Origin of the sequence: Halalkaliarchaeum desulfuricum (assembly GCF_002952775.1) — an archaeon.
Taxonomy (GTDB): domain Archaea; phylum Halobacteriota; class Halobacteria; order Halobacteriales; family Haloferacaceae; genus Halalkaliarchaeum; species Halalkaliarchaeum desulfuricum.
In genome coordinates this window covers 1,183,795-1,206,594 of the sequence record NZ_CP025066.1, presented here as the reverse complement: position 1 = coordinate 1,206,594, position 22,800 = coordinate 1,183,795, and the positions used below count along the sequence as shown (strand labels likewise).

Below are 22,800 nucleotides of genomic sequence, written 5' to 3'. Positions count from 1 at the left end.
TGGTTGCGACGTGGGGCCGGATACATGGTCGCGATGGTGGGCTTGAACCTCGCGTCCCGCGGGCGGTATCGACCGTTTCCGGGAGTGAGATCGAATCAGTTGCCGGTTTTTCACGGAGTGGGAACCCGCTCCCGTATTTAATTTAGGGGGGCCTAAAGATAGGAACGAGTAGACCCGTGACGAACACTGATGGATACCTGAGACGGGACGGATCGGAGTACGAGGGCGTGAAGGGATCCCGAGCGGTAGCCGCGAGCGCGGGCGTGTTGAAACGTCTCGAACGGCTGGATCGGGTGTCATCTGCGTTCGGGAACCTCTACCGTCGGCTATTCTACGAGCACGTCATCGAGCGGGAACTGGGTCTCGTCGCCCCCGACGACGACGCGTCGGTGCTGCAGGTCGGCTGTGGGCCCCTGCCGATGACCGCGATGGCGCTGGCCGAGCGCGGCTACGATGTCGTCGCAATCGACAACGATCCCGACGCAGTCGACGCCGCCCGCAGGGCTGTCGAGAGTCGGGACCTCACCGGTCGGATCGACTTCGCGGTGAGCGACGGGCAGACGCTCGATACCGCCTCTTTCGACGTGATTTGGATGGCGTTTCACGTCCACCCGAAGCGAGAGGTCGTCGTCGAGACGATGTCTCAGCTCCGTGCGGGACAGACGCTCGTCTACCGCCGACCGCGGGGCTGGGCCAGCCCCCTGTTTCCGAACATCGACGTGCCGTCGGGCGATGTCTCCTCCGAGACGATCGCCCAGCGATTCGGCAAGGAAAGTGTGGTCGTCTGCAACGACCCGACCGACTGTGCCGGCTGCTCGGACGCGACGGACTGTCCGGCGTCGCAACCGATCGCGGATACGGAGGCGCCTCCGGCAGCGACTGCCGACGGCGGAACCGTTGCTCATGGAGGATCGGCCGGCGGATCGGCCGCCATCCCGACGGGACCGGAAGGGCCCACCCTGGAATCGCTGGAGCAGGGGGAACGCGCCGTCGTCAGCGGCGTTCCGGATCACGACCTGCTGTCTCCGCTGGGCGTCCGTCCCGGGAACTCGGTTCGCGTTCGTGGACGCCAGCTGTTCGGCGGACCGTTGATCGTGGAGGCCGAGGGACGTCGAGTCGCGATCGACCGGTCGCTCGCAGATCACATCCGGGTAACGCGGGAGGATCCGGCCGAGGATTCACAGCCGAACCTCGATGTCTCGCCGTGAGGAGACGGCCGAGGTGGACGCTGACTCCGAAGACACCCGCGTCGCGCTTCTCGGCCCACCCAACGTCGGAAAGAGTGTTCTTTTCAACGCGTTGACCGGGCTCGACGCCGGGATCGCGAACTATCCCGGCACGACTGTCGAGTACAAGCGGGGGACGGCCACGTTCAGAGGCGAGGAGGCGACCCTCATCGACGTCCCGGGCACGTACTCGCTTTCGGCGACGAACGAGGCCGAACAGCTGGCGGTCGACATCCTGGATGGTGGCTGTGACGTCGTCGTCTGCGTGCTCGATGCGGCAAACCTCGAGAGCAGCCTGCATCTGCTGTTGCAGGTGCTCGAACACGACGTGCCGACAGTCGTCGCGATCAACCGTGTCGACCTGCTGGAAGAGGGGAGACGGCTCCGGGCGGAGGTTCTCGCTCGAGAGCTGTCGGTTCCCGTGATCCCCACAGTCGCGACTATCGGGAAAGGGTTCGAGCAACTCGTCGACGCCGTCGCCGGCACGCTTCGAAATCCGACCGTTCCCGGCGGGGACGAGGCGACCTGGGATCGGGCCGAGGAACTCGTGGAGATTGCGATCGTCGACGAATCGTCCGGCGGGTCCACTCCAGCGGGGACGTTACAGCTGTGGGGGGACCGGCTCGTCGAACCGTGGCCCGGCTTACCCGTTGCGGTTCTGGTCCTGGTCGGGACGTTCGCGATTGTTGTCGGGCTCGGAATGGGACTGCGACAGTATCTCCTCATCCCCGTTTTCGAGGGGTTCGTGTTCCCCGTGATCGAAGGGGCGGTGCGATCGGTAACAGATCCTGGGCTCGTCAGGGCAGTCCTGATCGGCGAGTACGGCTTCCTGATAAAGGGAATCGAGTGGCCGTTCGCGCTCGTGATGCCGTACGTGATCTCGTTTTATATTGCGTTGAGCCTGCTGGAAGACAGCGGCTACCTCCCCCGGCTCGCGGTGCTGCTCGACGGACTGTTCGCCCGGATCGGGTTGACCGGGAGCAACGTGGTCCCGCTTCTTTTGGGCTACGGCTGTGCGATCCCGGGGATCACCGGCTCCCGGGCGGCCGAGACGTACAAACAGCGGCTCTCGATCACGCTCATGATCTGTCTCGCTGTGCCCTGCGTGGCCCAGACCGGGGCGTTCATCGCATTGCTCGCCGAGGCGACGATTCTCCTCGTGATTGCCGTGTTCTTTGTGTCGTTTCTCGCGCTCGCGGTGGCCGGGGTCGTGCTCGATCGAGTTCTCGAAGGGGATCGGAATCCGACGGTCGCCGACGTTCCGCCGCTTTTGATCCCGAAGGCTCACATCACGGCGAACAAGGTCTGGATGCGGCTGAAACACTACCTGTTCGGCGGCGCAGTCCACATGATCTACGCGATCGGGGTGGCGTCGCTGCTGTACGAGTTGGGTATTCTGGAGCTAATCGGCGAGCATCTCCGTCCACTCGTGGTCGGCTGGCTGCTGCTGCCGGAGGAGGCAGCAACCCCCCTTATGCTGGGGATCGTCAGGCGCGAACTGACGGTGTTGCCGCTGCTCGAGATGGACCTCTCGACTGGACAGCTGTTCGTCGGCGCGGTCGTCGGACTGTTTTACGTGCCCTGCATCGCGGTGTTCGCCACCGTCGCCGAGGAGTTCGACATCCGGATCGCCGGGGTCGTGCTCGTGTTGACGATGGGGGTCTCCTTCCTCATCGGCGGAGTGATCGCACAGACGCTTGCACTCTTTTGACCGACGACGACAGCCGCTCAACGCTCGGTTCGAACGGTTCCGGCCGACATGCGAACGAACCCCTCGAACGCTCGTCGGCTCACCACACCGTCACAGACGTCGTGTAGCGCCCGGTGGCCCTCCAGTACGCGCTCGTCGAGCAACTGTGCGGCGCCCCGGGTTCGTCCCTTCCCGCCCGGCGGCGAACTCGCACGCACCAGCGCGGCGAACGCGGGATTACAAACGCGTCCAAGCGGGGTGGTGCTCCGGGCCAGGTTGCACAGTCCGAGTCGGCCGCCGTCGCCGGCAAGTTGTCCCCACGCTTGGACTGCGCCTCCCGGATCCGGGAGCATTCCCACGACGAACGTCGCGAGCACGACGTCGACTTCGCCGGCCCCGAGCCCCAGCGATCCGGACGGAACCGCCGTCGGCCCCCCCACGAACGGCGGACGTGTCGCGTCGCCCCGAACGACGTGGACGTTCTCCCAGCGGTTTCGGCGAACCCGGGCGCGTGCCCGCTCGAGAACTCCCTCTGAGAGATCGACGCCGACGACGGTTCCTTCCGGACCCACCCGATCTCGGAGCCACGGGAAGTTCGCGCCGGTTCCACATCCCATCTCGACGACGACGTCTCCGCGGGACGGCGAGAGGAGATCGAGAAACGCCGATCGCATCCGTGCCACACCGGGGAGGTCGCTTGCGATCCGATCGTAGACGCCGGCCCACCGGGTGTAAAACGCACCCGGGATGGACTGATCACTCACGGTTGTCGTCGAGACAGTCGGCGATCGGTTCGACGATCCGTTCGGCCACCGCGTACGGATCGGTCTCCCGCCGGGCCACCCGGTCTGCGAGCTGGTCGATCCCCCCACGGCGATCCAGTTCCCGTTCGACGAGCGCCGCGATGTCGTTGCGCAGCAGCGTCCTGATCCCCTTCGCGTACCTGTTTCTGGTCTTTGCTTCGAGTTCGCCGGACGCCTCGAGGTGCGCGTAGTGGGAATCGAGCTGCTCGAGCAGCTGCTCGATCCCTTCACCCGTCGTCGCGACCGTTTCGATCACGGACGGGCTCCACTCCGGTTCGTCCCCGTCCGTCGGCTCGGACCCGTCAACCGACTCGCCTCCGACCCTCGTCTCGTCCTCGCCGGGCGTTTCGACCGCCTGGAACCCGTGGTGGCCGGTGTTCAGTCCGGCGGTGGGGCTCTCGCGCATGTGGAGCATCTCCTCCAGCTCGGCGACGGTCCTGTCTGCCCCCTCCATGTCGGCCTTGTTGACGACGAACACGTCGCCGATTTCCAGGATCCCCGCCTTGAGCATCTGTACGTCGTCACCCGACCCGGGCTGGACGAGGACGGCGACGGTGTCGGCGGTTTCGACGATGTCGACCTCGTTTTGCCCGGCGCCGACCGTCTCGATCACGATTCGGTCCTTCCCGAACGCGTCGAGTGCCGTCACCGCGTCGGCGGTCGCCGTCGAGAGCCCGCCGAGCTGCCCCCTGGCGCTCATCGACCGGAAGAACACGTCCATGTCGCCGACGTTCGAGGCCATCCGGATCCGATCGCCCAGAACCGCACCGCCGGTGTACGGCGAGGAGGGGTCGACCGCGATCACGCCGACGGTCTCCCCGCGGTCGCGGTAGCGCTTCGCCAGCTTGTCGACCAGCGTCGACTTCCCCGCCCCCGGCGAGCCGGTGACACCGACGATCGACGCGTTCCCGGTGTGTGAGTGAAGTCGGGAGACGAGCTGTCTGTACCCCGGTCGCCTGTTTTCGATCTTCGAGATGACCCGTGCGAGCGCCCGATGGTTCCCCTCGAGCAGTTCGTCGACGAGGTCGGTCTCCGTGCCCCGGCACATGCGGCTATCGCTCCGGGACGTTCTCCCTGACGAACTCGATCGTCTCCTCCATGGGCGTCCCCGGACCGAACACCTCCGAGACGCCGAGTTCCTTCAACTCCGTTTCGTCGTCGTCGGGAATGATCCCCCCGACGAGCACGAGCGTGTCCTCGAGGGCGTCGTACTCCTCGAGTCCCTCGAGCACCTTCGGGACGAGCGTGTTGTGTGCCCCCGACAGAATGGAGATCCCGAGCACGTCGACGTCCTCCTGGACGGCCGCCTGCACGATCTCGTCGGGCGACCGATGGAGTCCCGAGTAGATCACCTCGAACCCGGCGTCCCGGAACGCACGGGCGATGACGTGTGCCCCCCGGTCGTGGCCGTCCAACCCTACCTTCGCCACGAGACACCGGACGGTCCGCTGTTCCTGGTCGACGCTCATGGCTCCACGTTCGCGAGGAGTCGGTTTGACTTTAACGGACGACCGGGAAGAATTCGGGACGGATCCGGGCCCGGGTTCCGGTTTGGGATCGGCGGTGCCGACATCCTTTTGTCCGGACGGACGTCATCCCGAGGTGATGAACACGGGCGGACGATCGGCGGGAGCTCGCCAACGTCTCCGGGTGGTGACTGGGCGGATCAGTGAGCTCCTCTCGCGTCCGGACGTGCGTCGTGACGTCATCGTGATCGGCGGGCTGCTGGCGATCCAGCTGGCGTTCCTCGCGGTGTACTTTCTGGCCACCGACGCGGAGGCGACCCAGCCGCGGTATCTCCTGTATCCCCTGGCGTGGATCGCCGTCGGGCTGTGGGCGCCGCTCCGCGTCGGACCGAGAACCGGCAGCACCCGCGCCCGGGTGGTCGGTGCGGCGGTCGCGGTCGGCTACTTCCTTCTGGTCGTGTGGATCGCCGGGTTGATCGGGACCCACGGCGATCACGCACACCACGTGCAGACGGGGTTCGACGTGGCGCTCGCGTCGCCGGGGTGGGGTCCCCGAGTGAGCTACGTGACCGCGCTCGGACACGTGACGGTGATTCCCTACCTCGTCGTCGGCTACGCGACGCTGTCGTATCTGGTGTACGCGGCGATCGCCGACGCGACGTCTGCTGCAGCCTCGGGTATGCTCGGCCTGTTCGCCTGCGTCGGCTGCAGTTTCTCGCTTCTCGCCTCCGTCGTGGCCGGCGCCGCCGGGGGATCCTCGGGCCTCGCCACGGCGGTTTACGCGCTGTCGATCGACCTTTCGACGCTGGTGTTCCTGCTCGCGGTCGGGCTGTTGCTGTGGCGTCCCGGCCTCCGGGGCTGAACGCGGGGGTGCCGGCTGCCGAACGCGGGGGTGCCGGCTGCCGAACGCGGGCGTCGATACCGGAAAAAGCGACTGCGAAAACGAGTCCTCGCGGCGCTACTCTTCGTCGAACTCGTCGTCGGCAATACCTTCGAGTTCCTCTCCGAGTTCCTCGTCGAGGTCCTCGTCGATCTCCTCGCCCAGTTCGGCGGCGAGTTCGTCGGGGTCCAGTTCGACGTCGCCGGCGCCGCCGGCGCCGCCCATCATGCCGCCGAGGCCGCCCATCATGCCGCCCTCGATGACCTCCTCGATGACGACTCGGTCCAGGTCCAGCCGGTCCATGAGGTCCTGGGCGATCTGCTGTTTCGAGAAGAGCCACTGCTGGTTCATCGACATCGCGGGGGTGGCCTCGATGTAGAGAACCTCCTTTTCGACCTCCTGGAGCTCAGTTTCGGGTTCGGCAAGTTCGTCGTCTTCGTCGGCTTCTTCGTCGTCTTCGTCGGCTTCTTCGTCGTCTTCGTCGGCTTCCTCCTCGTCTACGTCGTCACTTTCTCCCTCGTCCTCGTCGGGTGCGACGACGACTTCTTCCTCCTCGGTGACCGTCTCGACGCGGACGTCGGGCGTCTGCTGGAGGTACATCCCGAGCAGGCCGGCCGCCTGCTCCTCGCGGTCGTCGACGATCTCGGCGATCTCGTAGTCGTACTCGAGGTCCTCGCCCGCAAGCGGGTGATTGAAGTCGACCCGGGCGCGGCCGCCGATGATCGTCTCGAGGTGCCCCTGCTCGCCGTCGATCGTCACGGGCGCGCCGGGGTACCGGTCGTCTTCGGGGATCTTGTCGGCGGCGACCGTCCGGACCTCGTCGGGGTCGTACTCGCCGAACGCCTCCGCCGCGTCGACGACGACGGAGCCATCGTCGCCGGCTTCGGCGCCCGAGAGCGCCTCCTCGACGCTCGGGAACACGTGACCCGCGCCCACGACGATCGTTCTGGGGCCGAACTCGTAGTCCTCGTCGTCGATGCCGGCCTCCTCGGCGACCTCCTCGTCGGTGGTGTCGACGACGGTTCCATCGTCGACCGTTCGGATGGTGTAGGCGATGCGCACGAAGTCTCCGTCGCCGATCCCGGCGGATTCGGCTTCCGTTCCCGCTTCGGTTTCGGACTCCTCGGCGTCGACGGCGTCGGCCGCCTCTGCCTGCGGTTCGTCACTCATGCTATGAAAATCTCTCGTTGGACCCTTAAGGAGCACGATTCGACGCTGCGGCGATCCCTCGCTTCACGAGTCGAGACCGTCGTACGTCTCGATCCGTTCCCGGACGCTCGGATCGATCGCCGGCGGTTCGTACCGGTCCAACAGCGTCTCGACGCGAGCCTGCGCGCGGTCGACTGCCGATCCTCCCTCCATCCCGAAGCCGTCGCTGGTATCGCGGACCGCGAGGTTCGGACGGAACAGCGACTCCCTGGCGTGTTTGACGGTGTGGCGACTCCCGAGGAAATCCCCGCCGGGTGGGGTTTCTGCGAGCAGATTGCCCGCGAGTGTCTCCTCGGTGACATCGATCCCCTGGCGGATTCTGCGGATCGTTTTGATCCGCTCACAGTCCAGCAGGAACTTCTCCGGGGAGGCTGCCCGATAGGAATCGAGGATTCCGACGGCGTGCAGCATGAAGTCGATCCCGGCGTCGACGCCCGCGAGCAGGCCGAGCATCGATTCGGAGCCTGCCTGGTCGTCGAGCCGTTTGGCGTCTGTCACCCCCCCGCCGCCCCGTGCCGGGAGCTCGTAAAACGACGCAAGCTGTGCGGTCGCGGCCGCCCCGAGTGCCGCTTCGGGGGCAGCCGCCGCGATCGTCGTGGTCTCCATGTCGAGTGCGGTGAGTGCAGAGCCGTACACGACGGGTGTTTCGGGGTTTTCGAGCTGGGCGAGGACGATCCCCGAAAGGATCTCGGCGTTTGCCAGTGTCACCGCGCCCGCGAGCGTTGCGGGGGCGGAGGCGCCCGCGAGCGGCTGGGACATCACGATCACCGGCTGTCTCCGGGCAGCGTACGCGAGCAGCCCGGCGGCCATCGCCTCGGGCCACTGACGCGGCGAGACGGGCGACACTTGGCCGAGCACGTACGGCCGGGTGAGGGCCGGATCGCCGGCCGCGATCCCGGACAGTTCGAGACATTCTCGGGACCTGCGGCGTCCGTACGCCGAGCCGACGACGGGCATGTCGGTCGACAGCAGGGTTCGCTTCATCGATTCGCGTGCACGTTGTGGCTTCGGCACGTCCGACGGGTCACAGACGTTGTATCCGGCACAGTCGACGACATCCTCTTCGTGAGCCAGTTTGGCGAAGGTTTCGACGTCGGCAAGCGTCGCCTCCCGGACCCCGTCCTCTGCTGTGTACACGTCGGTCGGACCGAACGCCGGGGCGAAGACGGGATCGCCGTCGCCGACGACAACTTCGTCGCCGTTGCGAGTATGCAGCGTGAACGATCCGGGCGCCCGATCGAGACACTCCTCGAGAACTGTGTCGGGAATCCGGACGGTGGTTCCGTCGACCTCACAGCCGTTCCGGTTGTATACCTCTCGGGCGCGGTCGTGGGCGACATCGACCCCGCGGGTCGAAAGCAGCTGGCGGGTCGCGTCGTGGATTTCGGCGACATCGGCGTCGTCGAAGGGTGCAAACAGCGTCATTCCAACGCTCCGGTCTCGTTGGCTCCCGGGAGCGTAATCAGGGCTTCGGTCGCCTCCCTTTGCTCGCGGCTTCGCCGCTCGCGTTTTCGAGACACTCTCTCCGTTCGTGTCTCGCTCCCATTCGTTCGCTGCGCGCGACTGGCAGGGCTCGAATCCCTTTTGCCCGTACCGGTGGCTCACTGACGTTCGCCACACGGTACGGGCGTGACGGGATTCGAACCCGCGATCCCGAGGTTAGGAACCTCGTGCCGTATCCGCTTGGCCACACGCCCAGGAAGGAAGAGATCGACGGACCCGAAGCGGATCGTTAGACTTCCTCTGCCGATCGGTCGACTTCGGTTTCCTCCTCCTCTACCGAAGACACTCCCTCGTCGTCGGCGTCGATGTCCTCGACGTCGGATTCGAGGGTGTCCTTTTGCATCTCCTGGAGCTCCTCTTCGACCTCTTCGCGCCCCTTCTTGAATTCACCCATCGCCTGACCTGTCGACCGTGCGAGCTTGGGGATCTTGTTCGCCCCGAACAGCAGCACGAGCACCAACAGCACGATGAGGAGTTCGGGCCCGCCGGGAATGCCGGGAAACAGTGGAATCATGGAAACCATCTCTACCCGCTTCTTGCCCTGTGCTGATTATAGGCTTTTTGCCTTGCGCGGGCGTTAAATCTCCGTTCCCTGCAGGTGGAACCGCTCGGCGGCGGTTTCCATGTCCTTGTCCCCCCGCCCGGAGAGGTTTACGAGGAGGGTGTCGTGCTCCTCGGCGAGTTCTTTGGCAAGGGCGATCGCGTGGCTCGATTCCAGTGCCGGAATGATGCCGTCCGCCTCCGAAAGGTCCCGAAACGCCGAAAGCGCCGAGTCGTCGTCGACGCCGCGGTAATCGACGCGGCCGGCTTTCCGGAACATCGCGTGTTCGGGTCCCACGCCGGGATAGTCGAGGCCCGCCGAGACCGAGTGGACCTCCACGTCGTCGCCGATGACGCGGGTTTTCATCCCGTGGAGAACGTCGTCGTGTCCGGACGCGAGCGGGGCGGCGTGACGGGGGGAGTCGGATCCCTCGCCGCCGCCTTCGGCGCCGTACAGCGCGACGTCGTCGTCCCGGAACGCGTGAAACAGCCCGATCGCGTTCGATCCGCCGCCGACGCAGGCGACGGCCGCCTCCGGCAACTCGCCCGTCCGGTCGCGGAACTGCTCGCGCGCCTCCTCGCCGATCACCGACTGGAACTCCCGGACCATCCGCGGGAACGGATCCGGACCGACGGCCGAGCCGACGAGGTAGTGGGTGTCCGCGACGTTGTGGGCGAAATCCTCGAGCGCGGCGTCGACCGCGTCCGCAAGGCCCGCACCTCCCTCGGTCACCTCGTTTACCTCCGCGCCCATCAGACGCATCCGGAAGACGTTCATCCGCTGGCGGTTGGCGTCCTTTTGACCCATGTAGATCTCGGTGTCCAGGTCGAACAGCGCCCCGACCATCGCGGTGGCGACCCCGTGCTGTCCGGCGCCGGTCTCAGCGATCAGCCGCTTTTTGTCCGCCTCGACCGCCAGAAGCGCCTGCCCGACAGCGTTGTTGATCTTGTGGGCGCCACCGTGGAGCAGATCCTCCCGCTTGAGATAGATGTCCGCCCCATATTGCTCGGAGAGTCCCGGCGCGTACGTGATCGGCGTCGGCCTGCCTGCGTACTCCTCGAGCGTGTCCCTGAACTGAGCCTGGAACTCCGGCGTCTTGACGATCGAATCGAACGCCTCGGTCAACCGATCGAGCGGTTCTTCCATCACCTCTGGCACGTACCGACCACCGTAGCCGTCGAAGTCACCCGACTCGCCGTTTCCACCGGCCGATCCCGTCTCTTCTTGCTCGCGACTGCTCATACGTCCCCGTCCGAAGGCGATGTACATATATGTTCGGTATTGTTCAAAAATGTTCAAAAGGCGGACCGGCGGCGCTGGAACCGGCTGTAGCGACTACACGGCGGACCCGGCGTCGGTCGACTACCAGGCGGACCAGGCGTCAGTCGTCTCATCGCGTGCGTACACGCGCTTTGCGTCCTTTGCGAACACGCTGTCGCCCTCGTGGTCGAATTTCTCGAACCGGTACCCGTCCGCGTCCGAACGGATCTGGATCCCTTCGATCTCGAACTGTTCGTCGCCGAACGATTCCGACTCCCCGACCGTGAGTTCGTAATCCCCCGGGACGTTGATCGTGAGGCTCCGGCTCTGATCGCGGTTCCCGTCGCCCGGATGGAGGGTGACGCTCACCGAGACGTTGTCGACGGCGCGGGTCCAGATCGTTTCGATGTCCTCGACGTTGGCTTCCTCCAGGCGGTCGCCGTCCTCGCGCTCGAGCGCGGTGATTCGAGCGGTCAACAGCGCATCCTCGCTGTCCACGACGAACTCGTCGCCGACCGACAGATTGTCGGAGGGAGACGCCTCGATCCTGGTGGTGAACGATTCGCCCGACTGGGAGACGACCACGGTTCGTTCGACGTCGGATTCTATCTCTATCTGTTCCTTGTGGACGTGGCTACACTCGGTACACCGAACCGTAACCTGCCCGCCGGGTTTGAGCACCTCGTGGACCACCTCGGCGCCGGGAGAACAGGAGGGACATGCGACCGGGATCCGGTCGCCGGCTTCGATATCAGTCATTGCCGGGAATTGACGACTGAGGCGTATAAAAGCGCGTATCTCCGACTGCGAGGGACGCTGTCCTCAGTCCGCGGATGTCGGCAAGTCGACCTCCTCGCCGTCGGCGTACACCGTCGGCTCCCGGAGGATTCCATCCAGATGGAGCGGGGCGTCGATGTCGCCGCCGATCCCGGCGTCGTCGCCGATCGCGAGATGTACCGTCCCGCCCGCCTTCTCGTCGAGCAGCACCGACCCAACCAGTTCGGTCACGCCGACGTTGGTTCCGATCCCGAGTTCCGCGAGGTTGTACGCGTCCCGGCCGACCGACTCCGCGGCGGTTTCGAGCTGCGTTCTGATCTCGCCGTTCGAGACCGACGTGACGAACCCGTCCTCGACTTCGAACTCGAGGGTTCGTCCGTCGAGTAACCCGTGTGGCATCATCGTGCCGTCGACGACGTACCGTCCCTCCGCTGTTTCCGGCGAGACGAACACCTCGCCGGCGGGGAGATTCGAGAACGCGCCCGGTTCCTGTATCTGTCCGGTGTCCGAGAGCCACTCCCGGTCGCCCGGTTCGACGGTGAGGTCGGTCCCCTGTGGGGAGGTGATCCGGACCTTGTCGGCGCCTGCGACCCGATCGTGGACCGCTTTGCAGGCCTCCGCGATCGCGTCGTAGTCGGCGTCGAGCCCGGCGACGAACACTTCCTCGGTGATCCCCGGCAGCGTCGCCCCGCGGGCGCCGGCCTCGCAGGCGTCGCCGCGGGCTCTGGTGTGGCTCAGACTTTTCGTTGTCGGTGCGAGGAACGCGTCGGCGCCTTTCATCGCGGCTGCGACTGGTGCGGGCGGTTCTCCCCCGTGTTGCTCCCCCGACGGATACTCCAGCAGTACTGCCTCGTCGGTGACCTCGCGTGCCACCTCGTACAGCGCCTCGCCGATCGGCCGGCGCTTCTCGTCGGTGACGACCGCACACGACTCCCCAGTTTCGAGCGACAAACACTGCAGCACCGCAGTCTCGGCGGGTTCCCGTAGTCGTTCGACCATACTGTCCGGTTTTGCTGCCGCGTCCCTGAGTCTTGTCCTTCCGACCGTTTCGGCTCCCGTCCCGCCGGGATCCACCGCGACATCGTTACTCGCAATGAAGTTAATTCCTCGGAACAGACACTCGAAACGATTATACGGAATCGGAAGCGAGGCTCCGGTAATGATACGTGTGGGCATAAACGGGTACGGCACCATCGGCAAGCGCGTCGCCGACGCGGTGACGGCCCAGCCCGACATGGAACTCGTGGGCGTCGCGAAAACCCGGCCGAACTTCGAGGCCGACACGGCGGCGCGGAAAGGGTATCCGCTGTATGCGGCAATCCCGGATCGGGCGGGCGCGTTCGACGCTGCCGGAATCCGCATCGCCGGCGAGGTGACCGAACTGGTCGGCGCGAGCGACGTCATCGTCGACACGTGCCCCTCCGGGATCGGTGCACAAAACCGGGCGATGTACGAGGCGTATCAGACGCCGGCCATCTTTCAGGGCGGGGAGGACGCCGACGTCGCCGACGGGAGCTTCGTCGCCCGGGCCAACTACGACTCCGTCCGCGACCTCGAGTACGTCCGCGTGGTTTCGTGTAACACGACAGGGCTCTCGCGGCTGCTTGCCCCTCTCCGAGAGGAGTACGGCGTCCGGAAGGCGCGGGCGACGCTGGTCCGCCGGGGTGGCGATCCGGGCCAATCCGACCGGGGACCGATAAACGATATCCTCCCTGATCCCGTCGAGATCCCGTCCCACCACGGCCCGGACGTGAAGACGATCTTCCCGGAACTGGACATCGACACGATGGGAATGAAGGTACCCGCGACGATGATGCACATGCACGGCGTGAACGTCACTCTCGAATCCGAACCCACCGCCGAGGAGGTCCGGGAACTGCTCGAGGCGGAGTCCCGGCTGTTTTTGATCCCGGAGGAGGCGGACATCGACGGCGCCGGCAAACTCAAGGAGTACGCCCTCGACGCCGGTCGTCCGCGGGGTGATCTGTGGGAGAACTGCATCTGGGGTCGCTCGATATCGGTGGAAAGGGGGGATCTGTATCTTTTCCAGGCGATCCATCAGGAGAGCGACGTCGTCCCCGAGAACGTCGACGCGATCCGGGCGCTGTGTTCGGACGTCGACGCCGACGAGAGCATCGCCAGAACCGACGAGTCGATGGGCGTCGGATTCGAGAGCCGGTTCTAGCTGGTGCCGGGCGACCTCGAGGAAACCCTTTTATATACCAACCGTTTACCTGACGTACATGGACTCCGCGGTACTCCTGGATCTCCTCGGCAACGAGAACCGCCGACGGATCCTCCGTCTCCTCTCGCAGAAACCCTGTTACGTCACGGAGATCAGCGAGTATCTCGGCGTCAGCCCGAAAGCGGTGATCGATCACCTCCGGAAGCTGGAGGAAGCCGGACTCATCGAGTCGGTCACCGACCAGAAGCGACGAAAGTACTTTCACATCTCCCGTGGTGTGAGGCTCGAAGTGAGTCTCTCCCCGTACAACTTCGAGGCGAAAAGCGCCTACCCGGCAAGCCTCGATCTCGACATGAACGGTAGATGTCCCCACGTGTCGGTCGAACTCCCGGAGACCGACGGCCCCGCCGACGTCGAGGAACTGGCCGCCGAGTACGAGGAACTCCGGGAACTCACCCGGGAACTGTCCATCGCACAGCGGTGGGTCCACGGCCGGATGACGGAGGTTCTCGACCAGTTCAGCGACTATCTCGGTACCGAGGCGGACTCCCGGTTCTACGCGGACGTCCTCGCGGCGGTCGCGGTGACCGACGGGACGCCGGATGCGGTCGCAAACGAGATGAACGCCAGACGGGAGACGGTCGAGGAGGCGCTCGTCGTGCTCGGAGATCGTGGCCTGCTCGCCCGTCGCGGAAACCGGTTCGAGCTTCCGTAACGCCCTCCTCGGACGATTCCACAGTTCTTCGTTCGCCTCACTCCAGGTCCTGGGACAGTCCCTTCCGGAGATCCCGACCGAAGTAATGTCCCACGAGCGCGATGATCAGACCGATCGCGGCGGCGACGACGGCGAAGCTCACGCCGTAGTCCTGTAGCACCTGCAAACTCACCGGGAGGAACGCGGCTCCGAGAAAGCCGGACAGGACGGTTACAGTCGCGGCGCCCGCCCCGACGAGTCCCGTTTCGACGTAGCGCCGGTTTGAAAGCACCAGTCCGACGACGAACGCCCCCAGAAACAGCCCGACGAATCGACCGATCCCGCCGACGATCGGAATCGCGCCCCCGAGGAACATGCCGATCCCGATCACAGCGATCGAGAGAAGCGTTGCCTTTCCCGAGAATAGCCGGCCGTTCATCCCGACGAGCGGGGAGCTGTCGCCTTCAGTATCGGGTTCGCTCGGCGCCGACTCGGAGGAGCCCGCCCCGGAGGACATCGTTCCGTCCGTCCCTTGGGACGACCCTCCGGTACGGGAACCGCCATCGAGCAGGTCGTCGTCGAGCAGATCGTCGTCGAGCAGATCGTCGTCGAGCAGGTCGTCGACGGACTCGCCTACTCCGTCGTCGGTCTCTTCGGGCTCCCTGGAGGGTTGCATACTCCACGTTGGAAATCGACGGTCAAAGGGCTTTAGGTGCGCTGTTCTCTCGAGGAAGCGGAAAATACCGACCGTTACGCCCCCCCGAGAAACCCGACGACTGGAGACGAAGTGGCAGGCGGTGCCGGACAGGAGGCCGGCGACTCCGTAACTGCGGGCGGCCGATCCCGTCAACCACCCCACTCCCCGCGCATGTCGCCGGCGACGTTATCCCGCCACCGTTCGAACCCCCGTTCGCAGGTCGAATTCTCCCGCAGGTGAGCCATGAATCCCGCTCCCGGATTCTCGAGGGCCGCCTCGCAGAACGGACACTGCATGAGGCCGGTCCAGTCGGGCGCCGGGGGCGGATGTGTGGTCTTCGTTGCCATCACAGCCACTCTCAGGGGAGACACCCACTTATAATTATCCTGGTGAGAATATTTCTCCGAGATATCCGGAGTTTCCGCGCAAATATTTCCATTTTATCTGGACGTTCGTATGATAATATGCGATGACACTCCTTATATATTACTAGGTGATGGTGGGATGTAGCGGCAGAGCGGTTAACCGAATTCGGGCCCTACCCAGGAACATGCCCACCTACAGGCGCGAGACGCGGATCGCTGCCCCGCTGGAGGCCGTCTGGGAGTTTCACTCCAGATCCGAGGGACTCGACGCGCTGACGCCAGACTGGATGGGAATGCAGGTCGAGTCGGTTCGCGGTCCGAACGGCGAGCGGGATCCCCCTGTCCTCGAACAGGGGTCACAGCTCCGCCTCTCGATGCGTCCGTTCGGCGTCGGTCCCCGCCTTTCGTTTACCGCCCGGATCATCGAGCGCCATCGCGAGGAGGGCCGCGCGTGGTTCCGGGACGACATGGTCGGCGGGCCGTTCCGCAAGTGGGAGCACACCCACTCGTTTTTCGGCGACGGCGACGAAACGGTGATGGTCGACACTGTCGAGTACGAACTCCCGGGGGGACGACTGAACGCCCTCTCGTCGCCGTTCGCGTCACTCGGGTTCGAGGGCATGTTCCGCAGACGGCACGCGAAGACCCGGGAACTGCTCGCGGGCGCCGACGACTGAGCGCCCTCAGGACAGTTCGACGCGCTCCACGTCGAAGGTGGCGACATCGCCGGCAGTAGCTTGCGCGTTCACGACGGCCACTGTCACGTCGGCCAGCCTGTGATCTCCCTCGGCGGGGAGCACCACCGTCGCTCCGGCGATGATTGGTGCGAGTACCCCCGCCGCAAGCGTCCGTGGATCCGCCGGAGAACCGTAGACTGCGATTCGATCCTCGTCGGCGAGTTCCATTTCTCCCCCGGCAGCGGTTGCCGCCCCGAGGGCGGCTTCGTGAGTGATGTCCGATCCCGTCCCGCGAACGCCGCCGGCGACTTCGAGCAACACGTCGCCGGGGGCGACCTCGTACGGCGGCACACCGGGATTCTCGCTCCATGCTTCCTTTTCCCAGTGGGTGGTCCGGGGGTCTTCGGGCTCGCCACCGTACACTGCGAGGTTGCTTCCGGGCGGGAGGTCGAACTCCCCTTCACGCTGGACGGGAACGATCGTGGCTGCGGGAGCGTCATCCGGCCCCGGGGCAGTTTGCGGTGCAAACGACACCGGCGCCCCCAGCAATGCGGCACCGAAGAAGGTAAAGAGAGGTTTGGGGGCGAGTTCCGGTTCGATTTCGACCCGGGATCCCCCTCTCGTCCCGAGATATCTGAGGACGTTACACGTCCTGTAGGCGGTCGTGATGAGGTCACGATAGCTGAACTCGCGGTCCGAGTCGCCGTCGTAGAGTGCGGGATCGGAGCTCCGTCGATCCCGCGAGAGCAGGTCGCCGACCACTGTCGCGTGTCGGTCGTCGGTCGCGTGTCGGTCGTCGGTCGCGTGTCGGTCGTCGGTCGCGTGTCGGTCGTCGGTCGCGTGTCCGTCGCCCCCCGCGTCGCGAGGTGCATCCATACAGGCAGTAGGCGCTCCCCTGATAAAGGGATTGTCGAGTCTCGAGGATGTGCCTCGTTGACGGGAGCCGGGAATGGACGCTTTTAAGCGACCTTCGGACGCGGATACAGACGTATGAAACTGCATGAACATCAGGCGAAGCAAATCTTCGCGGACGCCGGAATCCCGGTACCGGAGTCGCGACTGGCCTCGAGCGTGTCGGAGGTCCTGGACGCGGTCGACGAGATCGGCTTCCCGGCGGCGATCAAGGCCCAGGTTCACGTCGGCGGGCGGGGGAAAGCCGGCGGGATCAAGATCGCGGGGGACCGCGAGGAGGCGGAGACGTACGCCGAGGAGATCCTCGGGATGGATCTCAAGGGGTACACCGTCGAGAAAGTGCTCGTCGAGGCGGGCGTCGACTTCGTCGACGAACTGTACGTCGGCGTCACGATGGACCGCGGCGAGGGCCGCCCGGTCGCGATGGTCTCCACCGAGGGGGGCGTCGACATCGAACAGGTCGCCGAGGAAACGCCCGAGGCGATCGCCCGCGAGCACGTCGATCCCTCCTTCGGCATGCAACCCTACCAGGCTCGCAAGGCCGTCTACGACGCGGACGTTCCCCGGGAATTCGCGCGGGACGTCTCCGGAATCCTTTCGACGCTGTATGATCTCTTCGACGAACGCGACGCCTCCGAGATCGAGGTCAACCCCGTGATGATCACGAGCGACGACGAGGTCGTCGCCGCAGACGCCGTGATGAACATCGACGAGGACGCGCTGTTCCGCCAGCCCGAACTCGCCGAACTCGAGGACGAAGCCTACGAGGACGACCTCGAGCGAAAGGCCGGCGAGTACGACCTCGATTACGTCCGGCTCTCGGGCAACGTCGGCATCATCGGCAACGGCGCGGGTCTGGTGATGACGACGCTGGATCTGGTGGACTACTACGGCGGCGAGCCCGCGAACTTCCTTGATATCGGTGGCGGCGCGAAGGCCGAACGCGTCAGGAACGCGCTGGATCTGGTGTTTTCTGACCCGAACGTCGAGTCGGTCGTGTTCAACATCTTTGGCGGGATCACCCGCGGCGACGAGGTCGCCCGCGGTATCAACGAGGCGCTGTCGGCGTTCGAGACGGTGCCCAAGCCGGTCGTCGTTCGACTGGCCGGCACGAACGCCGAGGAGGGGATGGAGATCCTCGATACGGATCTCGTCGACGTCGAACCGACGCTGGAGGAAGCCGTCCAGCGTGCGATCGCGAACACCGAGGAGGTGACTGAAGAATGAGCATCTTCGTCGACGACGACACGCGAGTGGTGGTACAGGGCATCACCGGCGGCGAGGGGCGGTTCCACGCCGAACAGATGATCGACTACGGGACGAACGTCGTGGCCGGTGCCGTCCCCGGTAAGGGCGGCGAGTCGGTCCAGGACGTTCCCGTCTACGACACGGTCGATCGGGCCGTCGAGGCCGAGGACGCGAACGCCTCGGTCGTGTTCGTTCCGCCGGCGTTCGCGGCAGACGCGATCTTCGAGGCGCTGGATACGGATCTGGATCTGGTCGTCGCCATCACCGAGGGGATCCCGACCCAGGACATGGCGCGGGTGAAAAAACGCCTCTCTGAAGTCGATACCCGGCTCATCGGGCCGAACTGTCCGGGGATCATCACGCCCGGCGAGGCCAAACTCGGTATCCTGCCGGGCAACATCTTCGCGGCGGGCAACGTCGGGCTCGTCTCCCGGTCGGGGACGCTCACCTACCAGGTGGTGGACAACCTCACCCAGCGGGGGATCGGGCAGACGACCGCCGTCGGCATCGGCGGCGACCCGATCATCGGGACATCGTTCGTCGACGCCCTCGAAGCCTTCGAGGACGACACCGGAACCGACGCCGTCGTCATGTGCGGCGAGATCGGCGGCGAGGACGAGGAACGCGCGGCGTCGTTCATCTCCGAGTACATGGACACCCCGGTCGCGGGCTTCATCGCCGGTCGGACAGCCCCGCCGGGCAAGCGGATGGGTCACGCCGGCGCCATCGTCTCCGGCAGCGGCACCGGCACCGCCGAATCCAAGATCGAGGCGCTCAACGAGGCGGGCGTCCCCGTCGGGGACACGCCCGAAGAAGTCGCCGATCACGTCGAGAACTTCTTCTAGCCGCTGTCGAAGGGCGCATTCGGGCCGTTTTTCGCGGGGAGACACGACAGTTTAGGGGGTGGAGTGCGTGCGGTCGATAGGGATGGAGTCGAAACACGCCGTCGGGCTCTATGATCTCGATCGCGAGTTCGGCGAGACGGCGCTCGGCGTCGAGGGGGAGCTTCCAGACTGGCTGGCGGGGACGCTGCTGTGCAACGGTCCGGGTCGGTTCACGATCGCGGACGGTCGCTCGGTGAACCACTGGTTCGACGGGCTCGCGCTGGTGCGCCGGTTCCGGCTCGACGGTGGGTCGAACTACGTCTCCTTTGCCGCGCGGTTCCTCAGATCAGAAGAGTACGAGTCGGTCGACGCGGAGGGGCGACTCGCGCGCGACCAGTTCGGTACTGACCCGTACGCCGACGTCTTCGAGCGGCTGGGCCGGGTGCTCTCGCCCGCGCCGACCGACAACGCCTCGATCGGTTTCGAGGTCGTCGACGGGTCGATCCGTGCGGTGACCGAGACGCCGCGTGGGGTCGTCGTCGATCCGGAGACGCTCGATTCGGGGCCGACGGTCGATCGGGTGGTCGACTCCGAGGCCACGATGCTGCTCGCGCACACCCATCGGGATCACCGACGCGGCGAGGCGATCGCGGTCGGCACCAGGCTGGGGTGGACCAGCGAGTATCTGCTCTGTCGTCGCGAACTCGGGGCGTCGAGGTTCGAGACGTTCGGACGCCTCGAACGCGAGCGACCCGCCTACCTCCACTCGTTCGGCCTGACGGACGGCCACGTAGTTGTCCTGGAGTCGCCGTTCCGGATCGAACCGCTGGATCTCCTCGACGAAGGGCCGATCTCGGCGGCGTTCGAGTGGACCGACCACGACGCACGCCTGCTCGTGTTCGGCCGCGAGTCTGGCGAGCACGTCGCGACTGCGACCATCGATCCGTGTTTCACGTTCCACCACGTCAACGCGTTCGAGCGGTCGGCGGACGACGGCGGGCACGGGGAGAACCCCGGAACCGACCTCGTCGTCGATCTGATCGCGTACGACGACGCCGAGATCGTCCGGTCGCTCTCGCTTTCGACGCTCCGGGATCCGGACGCGACGCTGCCGGGCGGACAACTCCGGCGACACGAACTGCAGGTCCCGGCAACGCAAAACGGGGTCGCCGAACTCGAAGCGACGACCGAGACACTCTACGACGATCCAGTCGAGTTCCCGACCGTCAACTACGGCCGGGTTAACGGACGTCCCTACCGGTACGTATACACCGTCGGGAACGGCGAGTCGCCGGTTCGAACGCTCCCCGATCGGCTCTGCAAGATCGACCTCGACGGGAACACGACCGGGGTATGGCGGGAGAGCGACTGTTTCCCCGGCGAGCCTCTGTTCGTTCCTCGCACTCTCGAGAACGGGGAGGCAGACGAGGTGACGGGCGACAGCGCAGACGAGGACGACGGCGCCGTCCTCTCGATCGTTCTCGACACCGACCACCCCGCGCCCGTAGACGAGTCCGGAGCCCGGTCGTTCCTGCTCGTACTGGACGCCGGATCGTTCGCGGAGCTTGCCCGTGCGCCGCTACCCTGCGTGCTGCCGTTCGGCTTCCACGGACAGTTCTTCGGGCAACAGTTCTTCGAAAACGGCGGCGAATTCGTGCGGTCGATGGCGTGACGGCGCGATCGGTCGCTCGCCCCTCCGACTACCGGTCCCGCTCGAGGGTTCCCCGCTCTTTGATCTGCATGATGGTGCGGACGTTGCGGTAGATGTCTTCGGGGGTGGTTTCCTCGTCGGGATCGTACAGGTCCGACACCCGGTAGAGGAACGCCGCGACCTGCTCGCTTTCGGAGCTTTCGCCGCGGACATCCTCGGCGATCTCGCGGATCTGTCGGGCGCGTTCGGGGTCGTCTTCGCCACTCATGAGCGGTAGGGACGCCGATCAGGAGTTCTGCTGGCTGGCGTCGCGACGCCGAACGATGCCGATGTTGTTTGCAACGTTCTCCGTGAGCGTGCGGAACGCCTCGCCGGTCTCGCTGTCGTCGTCCATCACGACCGGCTTCCCCTCGTCCCCACCGGTTCGAACGTCGGGGTCCAGCGGGATCCCGCCGAGGAACGGCAGATTGTTCTCCGCGGCGAACTCCTCGCCGCCGCCCGAGCCGAAGATGTCGTGGAAGCTGCCGCAGTCGGGACACCGGAAGCCGGACATGTTCTCGGTGATCCCCAAGACGTTGGTGCCGTGTTCGCCGAACATCCGCAGTCCCTTGCGTGCGTCGTCGACCGCGACGCCCTGTGGGGTGGTGACGATGACGGCGCCGGTCAGCGGCAGCGTCTGGAGGATGGTGAGCTGGGTGTCGCCGGTGCCCGGCGGCATGTCGAGCACGAGGTAGTCGAGTTCGCCCCACTCGACGTCCTCGATCAGCTGGGTGAGCACCTTGTGGACCATCGCGCCCCGCCAGATCACCGGCTCCTCCTCGCCGACGAGGAATCCCATGCTCATCAGCTTCATTCCGTGTTTCTCCGGCGGGAGGATCGTCTCCCGTTCTGTCGCCTGGGCGTGCTGGTCGGCGTCGAGCATCCGCGGGACGTTCGGCCCGTACACGTCGGTGTCGAACAGCCCGACCCGGGCGCCGAGCTGGGAGAGGCCGGCCGCGATGTTGACCGAAACCGTCGACTTCCCGACGCCGCCCTTCCCGGAGGCGACGGCGATGATGTTCTGTATGTTCGGCAATACCTGCTCTTCCTCTGACAGCTGTGAGGGAACCGCCGCGGAGATGTCGACCTCGAATCCCTCCGCCGAGAGCACTTCACGCACGTCGTCTGCGATCTGACTCTCGTGTGGGGCGAACGGCGCCCCGAGGGCCAGCGAGACGCGGACCGTTTCGTCCTCGATCTCGATGGCGTTCACGAGCCCCAGGGAGACGATGTCGTCCCCGAGATCCGGGTCCTCGACGTCGGCGAGCAACTCGCGTACTTCCGATTCGTCCATAGTGGAAATCCGGAGTTGTCGGGGTTAAGAGTTGTGGGATCGCCGCCGGAGAGAACAGCGTCTTGGGGTTATATCAACCGTCTGCGCGGCGTTTCTTCCTCCCAGGGGACCAGATAGCCCTGGAGCCGCTCGAGACCGTAGGTGATCGCGATCCCGAACGCGCCGATGACGACCACCGAGGCGTACAGTTCCCCGAGTTGATAGGTGTTCCACGACACCCACATGAAGTAGCCGAGCCCGTCGTTGGCGGCGATCAGCTCCACCGAGATCACGATCAGGAACGACGTGCTCAACCCGAGACGGAGCCCCGTAAACACGACCGGGAGCGAGCCCGGGAGCAGCACCTCCCGGAACAGCGCGTACGTCGACGTTGCGTCGTTGTCGCGGGCGACGTCGAAGTACACCGATTCGATGCCGCCGGCCCCGCTCATGGCGTTCCACGCCACGAGGAAGAACCCCCCGAACGCGGCGGCAAATATCAACGCGCCGTCGCCTCGGCCGAAGATCAGGATCAAAAGCGGCAACAGCGCGACGACCGGAAGCGGATACAGCGCCGAGAAGATTGGGCCCAGAAGCGACCGAACCGTGTCGTTCCATCCCATCGCCAGTCCGATCACGATCCCGAACCCGGCCGCGAACACCGATGCAATCACCGTGCGACGAAGGGTCGACGCGACGTGAGCGAGGAAGCCTGCGTCGACCCCGAGCGCCGCCGTCTGGACTGCGATCGCCGTCGGCGCCGGCAACACCGACGGGCTGACGAGACCGAACACGTCGACCGACAGCTGCCAGAACAACAGCACGACTGCGACGGAGCCGAACTGGGCCGCCAACTTGCGGCCTCTCATAGCCCCACCCC

The 22,800-nt window shown here is 65.7% G+C and carries 24 protein-coding genes and 1 tRNA gene; 9 read left to right on the top strand and 16 right to left on the bottom strand.

Annotated features, from left to right (window positions below; translation table 11 throughout):
- Nucleotides 1–176 precede the first annotated feature (176 nt).
- Complete coding sequence (locus AArcSl_RS05955; protein WP_217563504.1) at nucleotides 177–1,208, top strand: nicotianamine synthase family protein; 1,032 nt, start codon at nucleotides 177–179, stop codon at nucleotides 1,206–1,208.
- Between the two features lie 13 nt (nucleotides 1,209–1,221).
- Nucleotides 1,222–2,937, top strand: coding sequence for a ferrous iron transporter B (locus AArcSl_RS05950; protein WP_217563503.1), 1,716 nt, complete (start codon nucleotides 1,222–1,224; stop codon nucleotides 2,935–2,937).
- Nucleotides 2,938–2,954: 17 nt separating this feature from the next.
- Here AArcSl_RS05950 and AArcSl_RS05945 read toward each other — a convergent pair whose 3' ends face one another.
- From AArcSl_RS05945 to AArcSl_RS05935, 3 genes are read right to left on the bottom strand one after another with little or no spacing between them, the layout of a single operon-like run.
- Nucleotides 2,955–3,680, bottom strand: coding sequence for a class I SAM-dependent methyltransferase (locus AArcSl_RS05945; protein WP_245883377.1), 726 nt, complete (start codon nucleotides 3,678–3,680; stop codon nucleotides 2,955–2,957).
- A complete protein-coding gene (gene meaB / locus AArcSl_RS05940; RefSeq protein ID WP_119816372.1) occupies nucleotides 3,673–4,767 on the bottom strand; it encodes a methylmalonyl Co-A mutase-associated GTPase MeaB in 1,095 nt (364 codons plus the stop codon). The genes AArcSl_RS05945 and meaB overlap by 8 nt, the downstream gene beginning before the upstream one ends.
- 4 nt (nucleotides 4,768–4,771) lie before the next feature.
- Nucleotides 4,772–5,188: a cobalamin B12-binding domain-containing protein gene (locus AArcSl_RS05935; protein WP_119816369.1), complete on the bottom strand. Its 417-nt coding sequence runs from the start codon at nucleotides 5,186–5,188 to the stop codon at nucleotides 4,772–4,774.
- 136 nt (nucleotides 5,189–5,324) lie between these two features.
- On the opposite strand from AArcSl_RS05935, the gene AArcSl_RS05930 reads away from it, so the two are divergent.
- Nucleotides 5,325–6,047, top strand: a complete 723-nt coding sequence (locus tag AArcSl_RS05930) for a DUF7546 family protein (protein WP_119816366.1) — start codon at nucleotides 5,325–5,327, stop codon at nucleotides 6,045–6,047.
- Between the two features lie 96 nt (nucleotides 6,048–6,143).
- Here the strand turns inward: AArcSl_RS05930 and AArcSl_RS05925 are convergent, their stop codons facing one another.
- The 7 genes from AArcSl_RS05925 to AArcSl_RS05895 all read right to left on the bottom strand — a co-directional run bounded on the left by AArcSl_RS05925 (nucleotide 6,144) and on the right by AArcSl_RS05895 (nucleotide 12,354).
- Nucleotides 6,144–7,235 (bottom strand): FKBP-type peptidyl-prolyl cis-trans isomerase, encoded by a 1,092-nt coding sequence (locus tag AArcSl_RS05925; RefSeq protein WP_119816363.1) that lies wholly within the window; start codon nucleotides 7,233–7,235, stop codon nucleotides 6,144–6,146.
- A gap of 63 nt (nucleotides 7,236–7,298) precedes the next feature.
- Complete coding sequence (locus AArcSl_RS05920; RefSeq protein ID WP_119816360.1) at nucleotides 7,299–8,699, bottom strand: trimethylamine methyltransferase family protein; 1,401 nt, start codon at nucleotides 8,697–8,699, stop codon at nucleotides 7,299–7,301.
- A 199-nt stretch (nucleotides 8,700–8,898) separates the two neighbouring features.
- A tRNA-Arg gene (locus tag AArcSl_RS05915) sits at nucleotides 8,899–8,971 on the bottom strand.
- 35 nt (nucleotides 8,972–9,006) lie between these two features.
- Entirely contained in the window at nucleotides 9,007–9,300 is a 294-nt protein-coding gene (gene tatA / locus AArcSl_RS17600) for a twin-arginine translocase TatA/TatE family subunit (protein WP_119816355.1), read from the bottom strand.
- 54 nt (nucleotides 9,301–9,354) lie between these two features.
- Nucleotides 9,355–10,560, bottom strand: coding sequence for a tryptophan synthase subunit beta (trpB, locus tag AArcSl_RS05905; protein ID WP_119821755.1), 1,206 nt, complete (start codon nucleotides 10,558–10,560; stop codon nucleotides 9,355–9,357).
- Between the two features lie 120 nt (nucleotides 10,561–10,680).
- Nucleotides 10,681–11,337: an HVO_0476 family zinc finger protein gene (locus AArcSl_RS05900; protein WP_119816352.1), complete on the bottom strand. Its 657-nt coding sequence runs from the start codon at nucleotides 11,335–11,337 to the stop codon at nucleotides 10,681–10,683.
- Between the two features lie 63 nt (nucleotides 11,338–11,400).
- The gene (locus tag AArcSl_RS05895) at nucleotides 11,401–12,354 is read right to left on the bottom strand and encodes an aminopeptidase (RefSeq protein ID WP_119821752.1); all 954 of its coding nucleotides are present in this window, start codon (nucleotides 12,352–12,354) and stop codon (nucleotides 11,401–11,403) included.
- Between the two features lie 160 nt (nucleotides 12,355–12,514).
- On the opposite strand from AArcSl_RS05895, the gene AArcSl_RS05890 reads away from it, so the two are divergent.
- Together AArcSl_RS05890 and AArcSl_RS05885 are read left to right on the top strand one after the other, a co-directional pair.
- Nucleotides 12,515–13,540, top strand: coding sequence for a type II glyceraldehyde-3-phosphate dehydrogenase (locus tag AArcSl_RS05890; RefSeq protein ID WP_119816349.1), 1,026 nt, complete (start codon nucleotides 12,515–12,517; stop codon nucleotides 13,538–13,540).
- 58 nt (nucleotides 13,541–13,598) lie between these two features.
- The gene (locus AArcSl_RS05885; RefSeq protein ID WP_119816346.1) at nucleotides 13,599–14,255 is read left to right on the top strand and encodes an ArsR/SmtB family transcription factor; all 657 of its coding nucleotides are present in this window, start codon (nucleotides 13,599–13,601) and stop codon (nucleotides 14,253–14,255) included.
- A gap of 37 nt (nucleotides 14,256–14,292) precedes the next feature.
- Here the strand turns inward: AArcSl_RS05885 and AArcSl_RS05880 are convergent, their stop codons facing one another.
- Both AArcSl_RS05880 and AArcSl_RS05875 read right to left on the bottom strand, forming a co-directional pair.
- Nucleotides 14,293–14,910, bottom strand: coding sequence for a hypothetical protein (locus tag AArcSl_RS05880; protein ID WP_119816343.1), 618 nt, complete (start codon nucleotides 14,908–14,910; stop codon nucleotides 14,293–14,295).
- Nucleotides 14,911–15,080: 170 nt separating this feature from the next.
- Nucleotides 15,081–15,278: a DUF7501 family protein gene (locus AArcSl_RS05875; protein WP_119816340.1), complete on the bottom strand. Its 198-nt coding sequence runs from the start codon at nucleotides 15,276–15,278 to the stop codon at nucleotides 15,081–15,083.
- 203 nt (nucleotides 15,279–15,481) lie between these two features.
- On the opposite strand from AArcSl_RS05875, the gene AArcSl_RS05870 reads away from it, so the two are divergent.
- Nucleotides 15,482–15,973, top strand: coding sequence for an SRPBCC family protein (locus AArcSl_RS05870; RefSeq protein WP_119816337.1), 492 nt, complete (start codon nucleotides 15,482–15,484; stop codon nucleotides 15,971–15,973).
- Between the two features lie 6 nt (nucleotides 15,974–15,979).
- On the opposite strand, the gene AArcSl_RS05865 is transcribed toward AArcSl_RS05870, so the two are convergent.
- On the bottom strand, nucleotides 15,980–16,849 hold the full coding sequence (locus AArcSl_RS05865) for an acetyl-CoA synthetase (RefSeq protein ID WP_119816334.1): 870 nt from the start codon (nucleotides 16,847–16,849) through the stop codon (nucleotides 15,980–15,982).
- A 114-nt stretch (nucleotides 16,850–16,963) separates the two neighbouring features.
- Between AArcSl_RS05865 and sucC the strand changes: the two genes are divergently transcribed.
- From sucC to AArcSl_RS05850, 3 genes are all read left to right on the top strand, one after another.
- Entirely contained in the window at nucleotides 16,964–18,112 is a 1,149-nt protein-coding gene (gene sucC / locus AArcSl_RS05860) for an ADP-forming succinate--CoA ligase subunit beta (protein ID WP_119816331.1), read from the top strand.
- Nucleotides 18,109–18,978: a succinate--CoA ligase subunit alpha gene (gene sucD / locus AArcSl_RS05855; protein WP_119816328.1), complete on the top strand. Its 870-nt coding sequence runs from the start codon at nucleotides 18,109–18,111 to the stop codon at nucleotides 18,976–18,978. Before sucC ends, sucD begins: the two co-directional genes overlap by 4 nt.
- A gap of 82 nt (nucleotides 18,979–19,060) precedes the next feature.
- On the top strand, nucleotides 19,061–20,629 hold the full coding sequence (locus AArcSl_RS05850) for a carotenoid oxygenase family protein (RefSeq protein WP_119816325.1): 1,569 nt from the start codon (nucleotides 19,061–19,063) through the stop codon (nucleotides 20,627–20,629).
- A gap of 28 nt (nucleotides 20,630–20,657) precedes the next feature.
- On the opposite strand, the gene AArcSl_RS05845 is transcribed toward AArcSl_RS05850, so the two are convergent.
- The 3 genes from AArcSl_RS05845 to AArcSl_RS05835 all read right to left on the bottom strand — a co-directional run bounded on the left by AArcSl_RS05845 (nucleotide 20,658) and on the right by AArcSl_RS05835 (nucleotide 22,789).
- The gene (locus AArcSl_RS05845; RefSeq protein WP_119816322.1) at nucleotides 20,658–20,876 is read right to left on the bottom strand and encodes a hypothetical protein; all 219 of its coding nucleotides are present in this window, start codon (nucleotides 20,874–20,876) and stop codon (nucleotides 20,658–20,660) included.
- An 18-nt stretch (nucleotides 20,877–20,894) separates the two neighbouring features.
- Nucleotides 20,895–21,941 carry an Mrp/NBP35 family ATP-binding protein gene (locus AArcSl_RS05840; protein WP_119816319.1) on the bottom strand — a complete coding sequence of 349 codons (1,047 nt, stop codon included), beginning with the start codon at nucleotides 21,939–21,941 and terminating at the stop codon, nucleotides 20,895–20,897.
- 68 nt (nucleotides 21,942–22,009) lie between these two features.
- On the bottom strand, nucleotides 22,010–22,789 hold the full coding sequence (locus AArcSl_RS05835) for an ABC transporter permease (protein WP_119816316.1): 780 nt from the start codon (nucleotides 22,787–22,789) through the stop codon (nucleotides 22,010–22,012).
- Nucleotides 22,790–22,800 lie beyond the last annotated feature (11 nt).

Coding starts and splice junctions, on each gene's coding strand:
- meaB (WP_119816372.1), bottom strand. CDS start 4,767: ATGTGCCGGGGCACGGAGACCGACCTCGTCGACGAACTGCTCGAGGGG.
- AArcSl_RS05935 (WP_119816369.1), bottom strand. CDS start 5,188: ATGAGCGTCGACCAGGAACAGCGGACCGTCCGGTGTCTCGTGGCGAAG.
- AArcSl_RS05930 (WP_119816366.1), top strand. CDS start 5,325: ATGAACACGGGCGGACGATCGGCGGGAGCTCGCCAACGTCTCCGGGTG.
- AArcSl_RS05925 (WP_119816363.1), bottom strand. CDS start 7,235: ATGAGTGACGAACCGCAGGCAGAGGCGGCCGACGCCGTCGACGCCGAG.
- AArcSl_RS05920 (WP_119816360.1), bottom strand. CDS start 8,699: ATGACGCTGTTTGCACCCTTCGACGACGCCGATGTCGCCGAAATCCAC.
- tatA (WP_119816355.1), bottom strand. CDS start 9,300: ATGGTTTCCATGATTCCACTGTTTCCCGGCATTCCCGGCGGGCCCGAA.
- trpB (WP_119821755.1), bottom strand. CDS start 10,560: ATGAGCAGTCGCGAGCAAGAAGAGACGGGATCGGCCGGTGGAAACGGC.
- AArcSl_RS05900 (WP_119816352.1), bottom strand. CDS start 11,337: ATGACTGATATCGAAGCCGGCGACCGGATCCCGGTCGCATGTCCCTCC.
- AArcSl_RS05895 (WP_119821752.1), bottom strand. CDS start 12,354: ATGGTCGAACGACTACGGGAACCCGCCGAGACTGCGGTGCTGCAGTGT.
- AArcSl_RS05890 (WP_119816349.1), top strand. CDS start 12,515: ATGATACGTGTGGGCATAAACGGGTACGGCACCATCGGCAAGCGCGTC.
- AArcSl_RS05885 (WP_119816346.1), top strand. CDS start 13,599: ATGGACTCCGCGGTACTCCTGGATCTCCTCGGCAACGAGAACCGCCGA.
- AArcSl_RS05880 (WP_119816343.1), bottom strand. CDS start 14,910: ATGCAACCCTCCAGGGAGCCCGAAGAGACCGACGACGGAGTAGGCGAG.
- AArcSl_RS05875 (WP_119816340.1), bottom strand. CDS start 15,278: ATGGCAACGAAGACCACACATCCGCCCCCGGCGCCCGACTGGACCGGC.
- AArcSl_RS05870 (WP_119816337.1), top strand. CDS start 15,482: ATGCCCACCTACAGGCGCGAGACGCGGATCGCTGCCCCGCTGGAGGCC.
- AArcSl_RS05865 (WP_119816334.1), bottom strand. CDS start 16,849: ATGGATGCACCTCGCGACGCGGGGGGCGACGGACACGCGACCGACGAC.
- sucC (WP_119816331.1), top strand. CDS start 16,964: ATGAAACTGCATGAACATCAGGCGAAGCAAATCTTCGCGGACGCCGGA.
- sucD (WP_119816328.1), top strand. CDS start 18,109: ATGAGCATCTTCGTCGACGACGACACGCGAGTGGTGGTACAGGGCATC.
- AArcSl_RS05850 (WP_119816325.1), top strand. CDS start 19,061: ATGGAGTCGAAACACGCCGTCGGGCTCTATGATCTCGATCGCGAGTTC.
- AArcSl_RS05845 (WP_119816322.1), bottom strand. CDS start 20,876: ATGAGTGGCGAAGACGACCCCGAACGCGCCCGACAGATCCGCGAGATC.
- AArcSl_RS05840 (WP_119816319.1), bottom strand. CDS start 21,941: ATGGACGAATCGGAAGTACGCGAGTTGCTCGCCGACGTCGAGGACCCG.
- AArcSl_RS05835 (WP_119816316.1), bottom strand. CDS start 22,789: ATGAGAGGCCGCAAGTTGGCGGCCCAGTTCGGCTCCGTCGCAGTCGTG.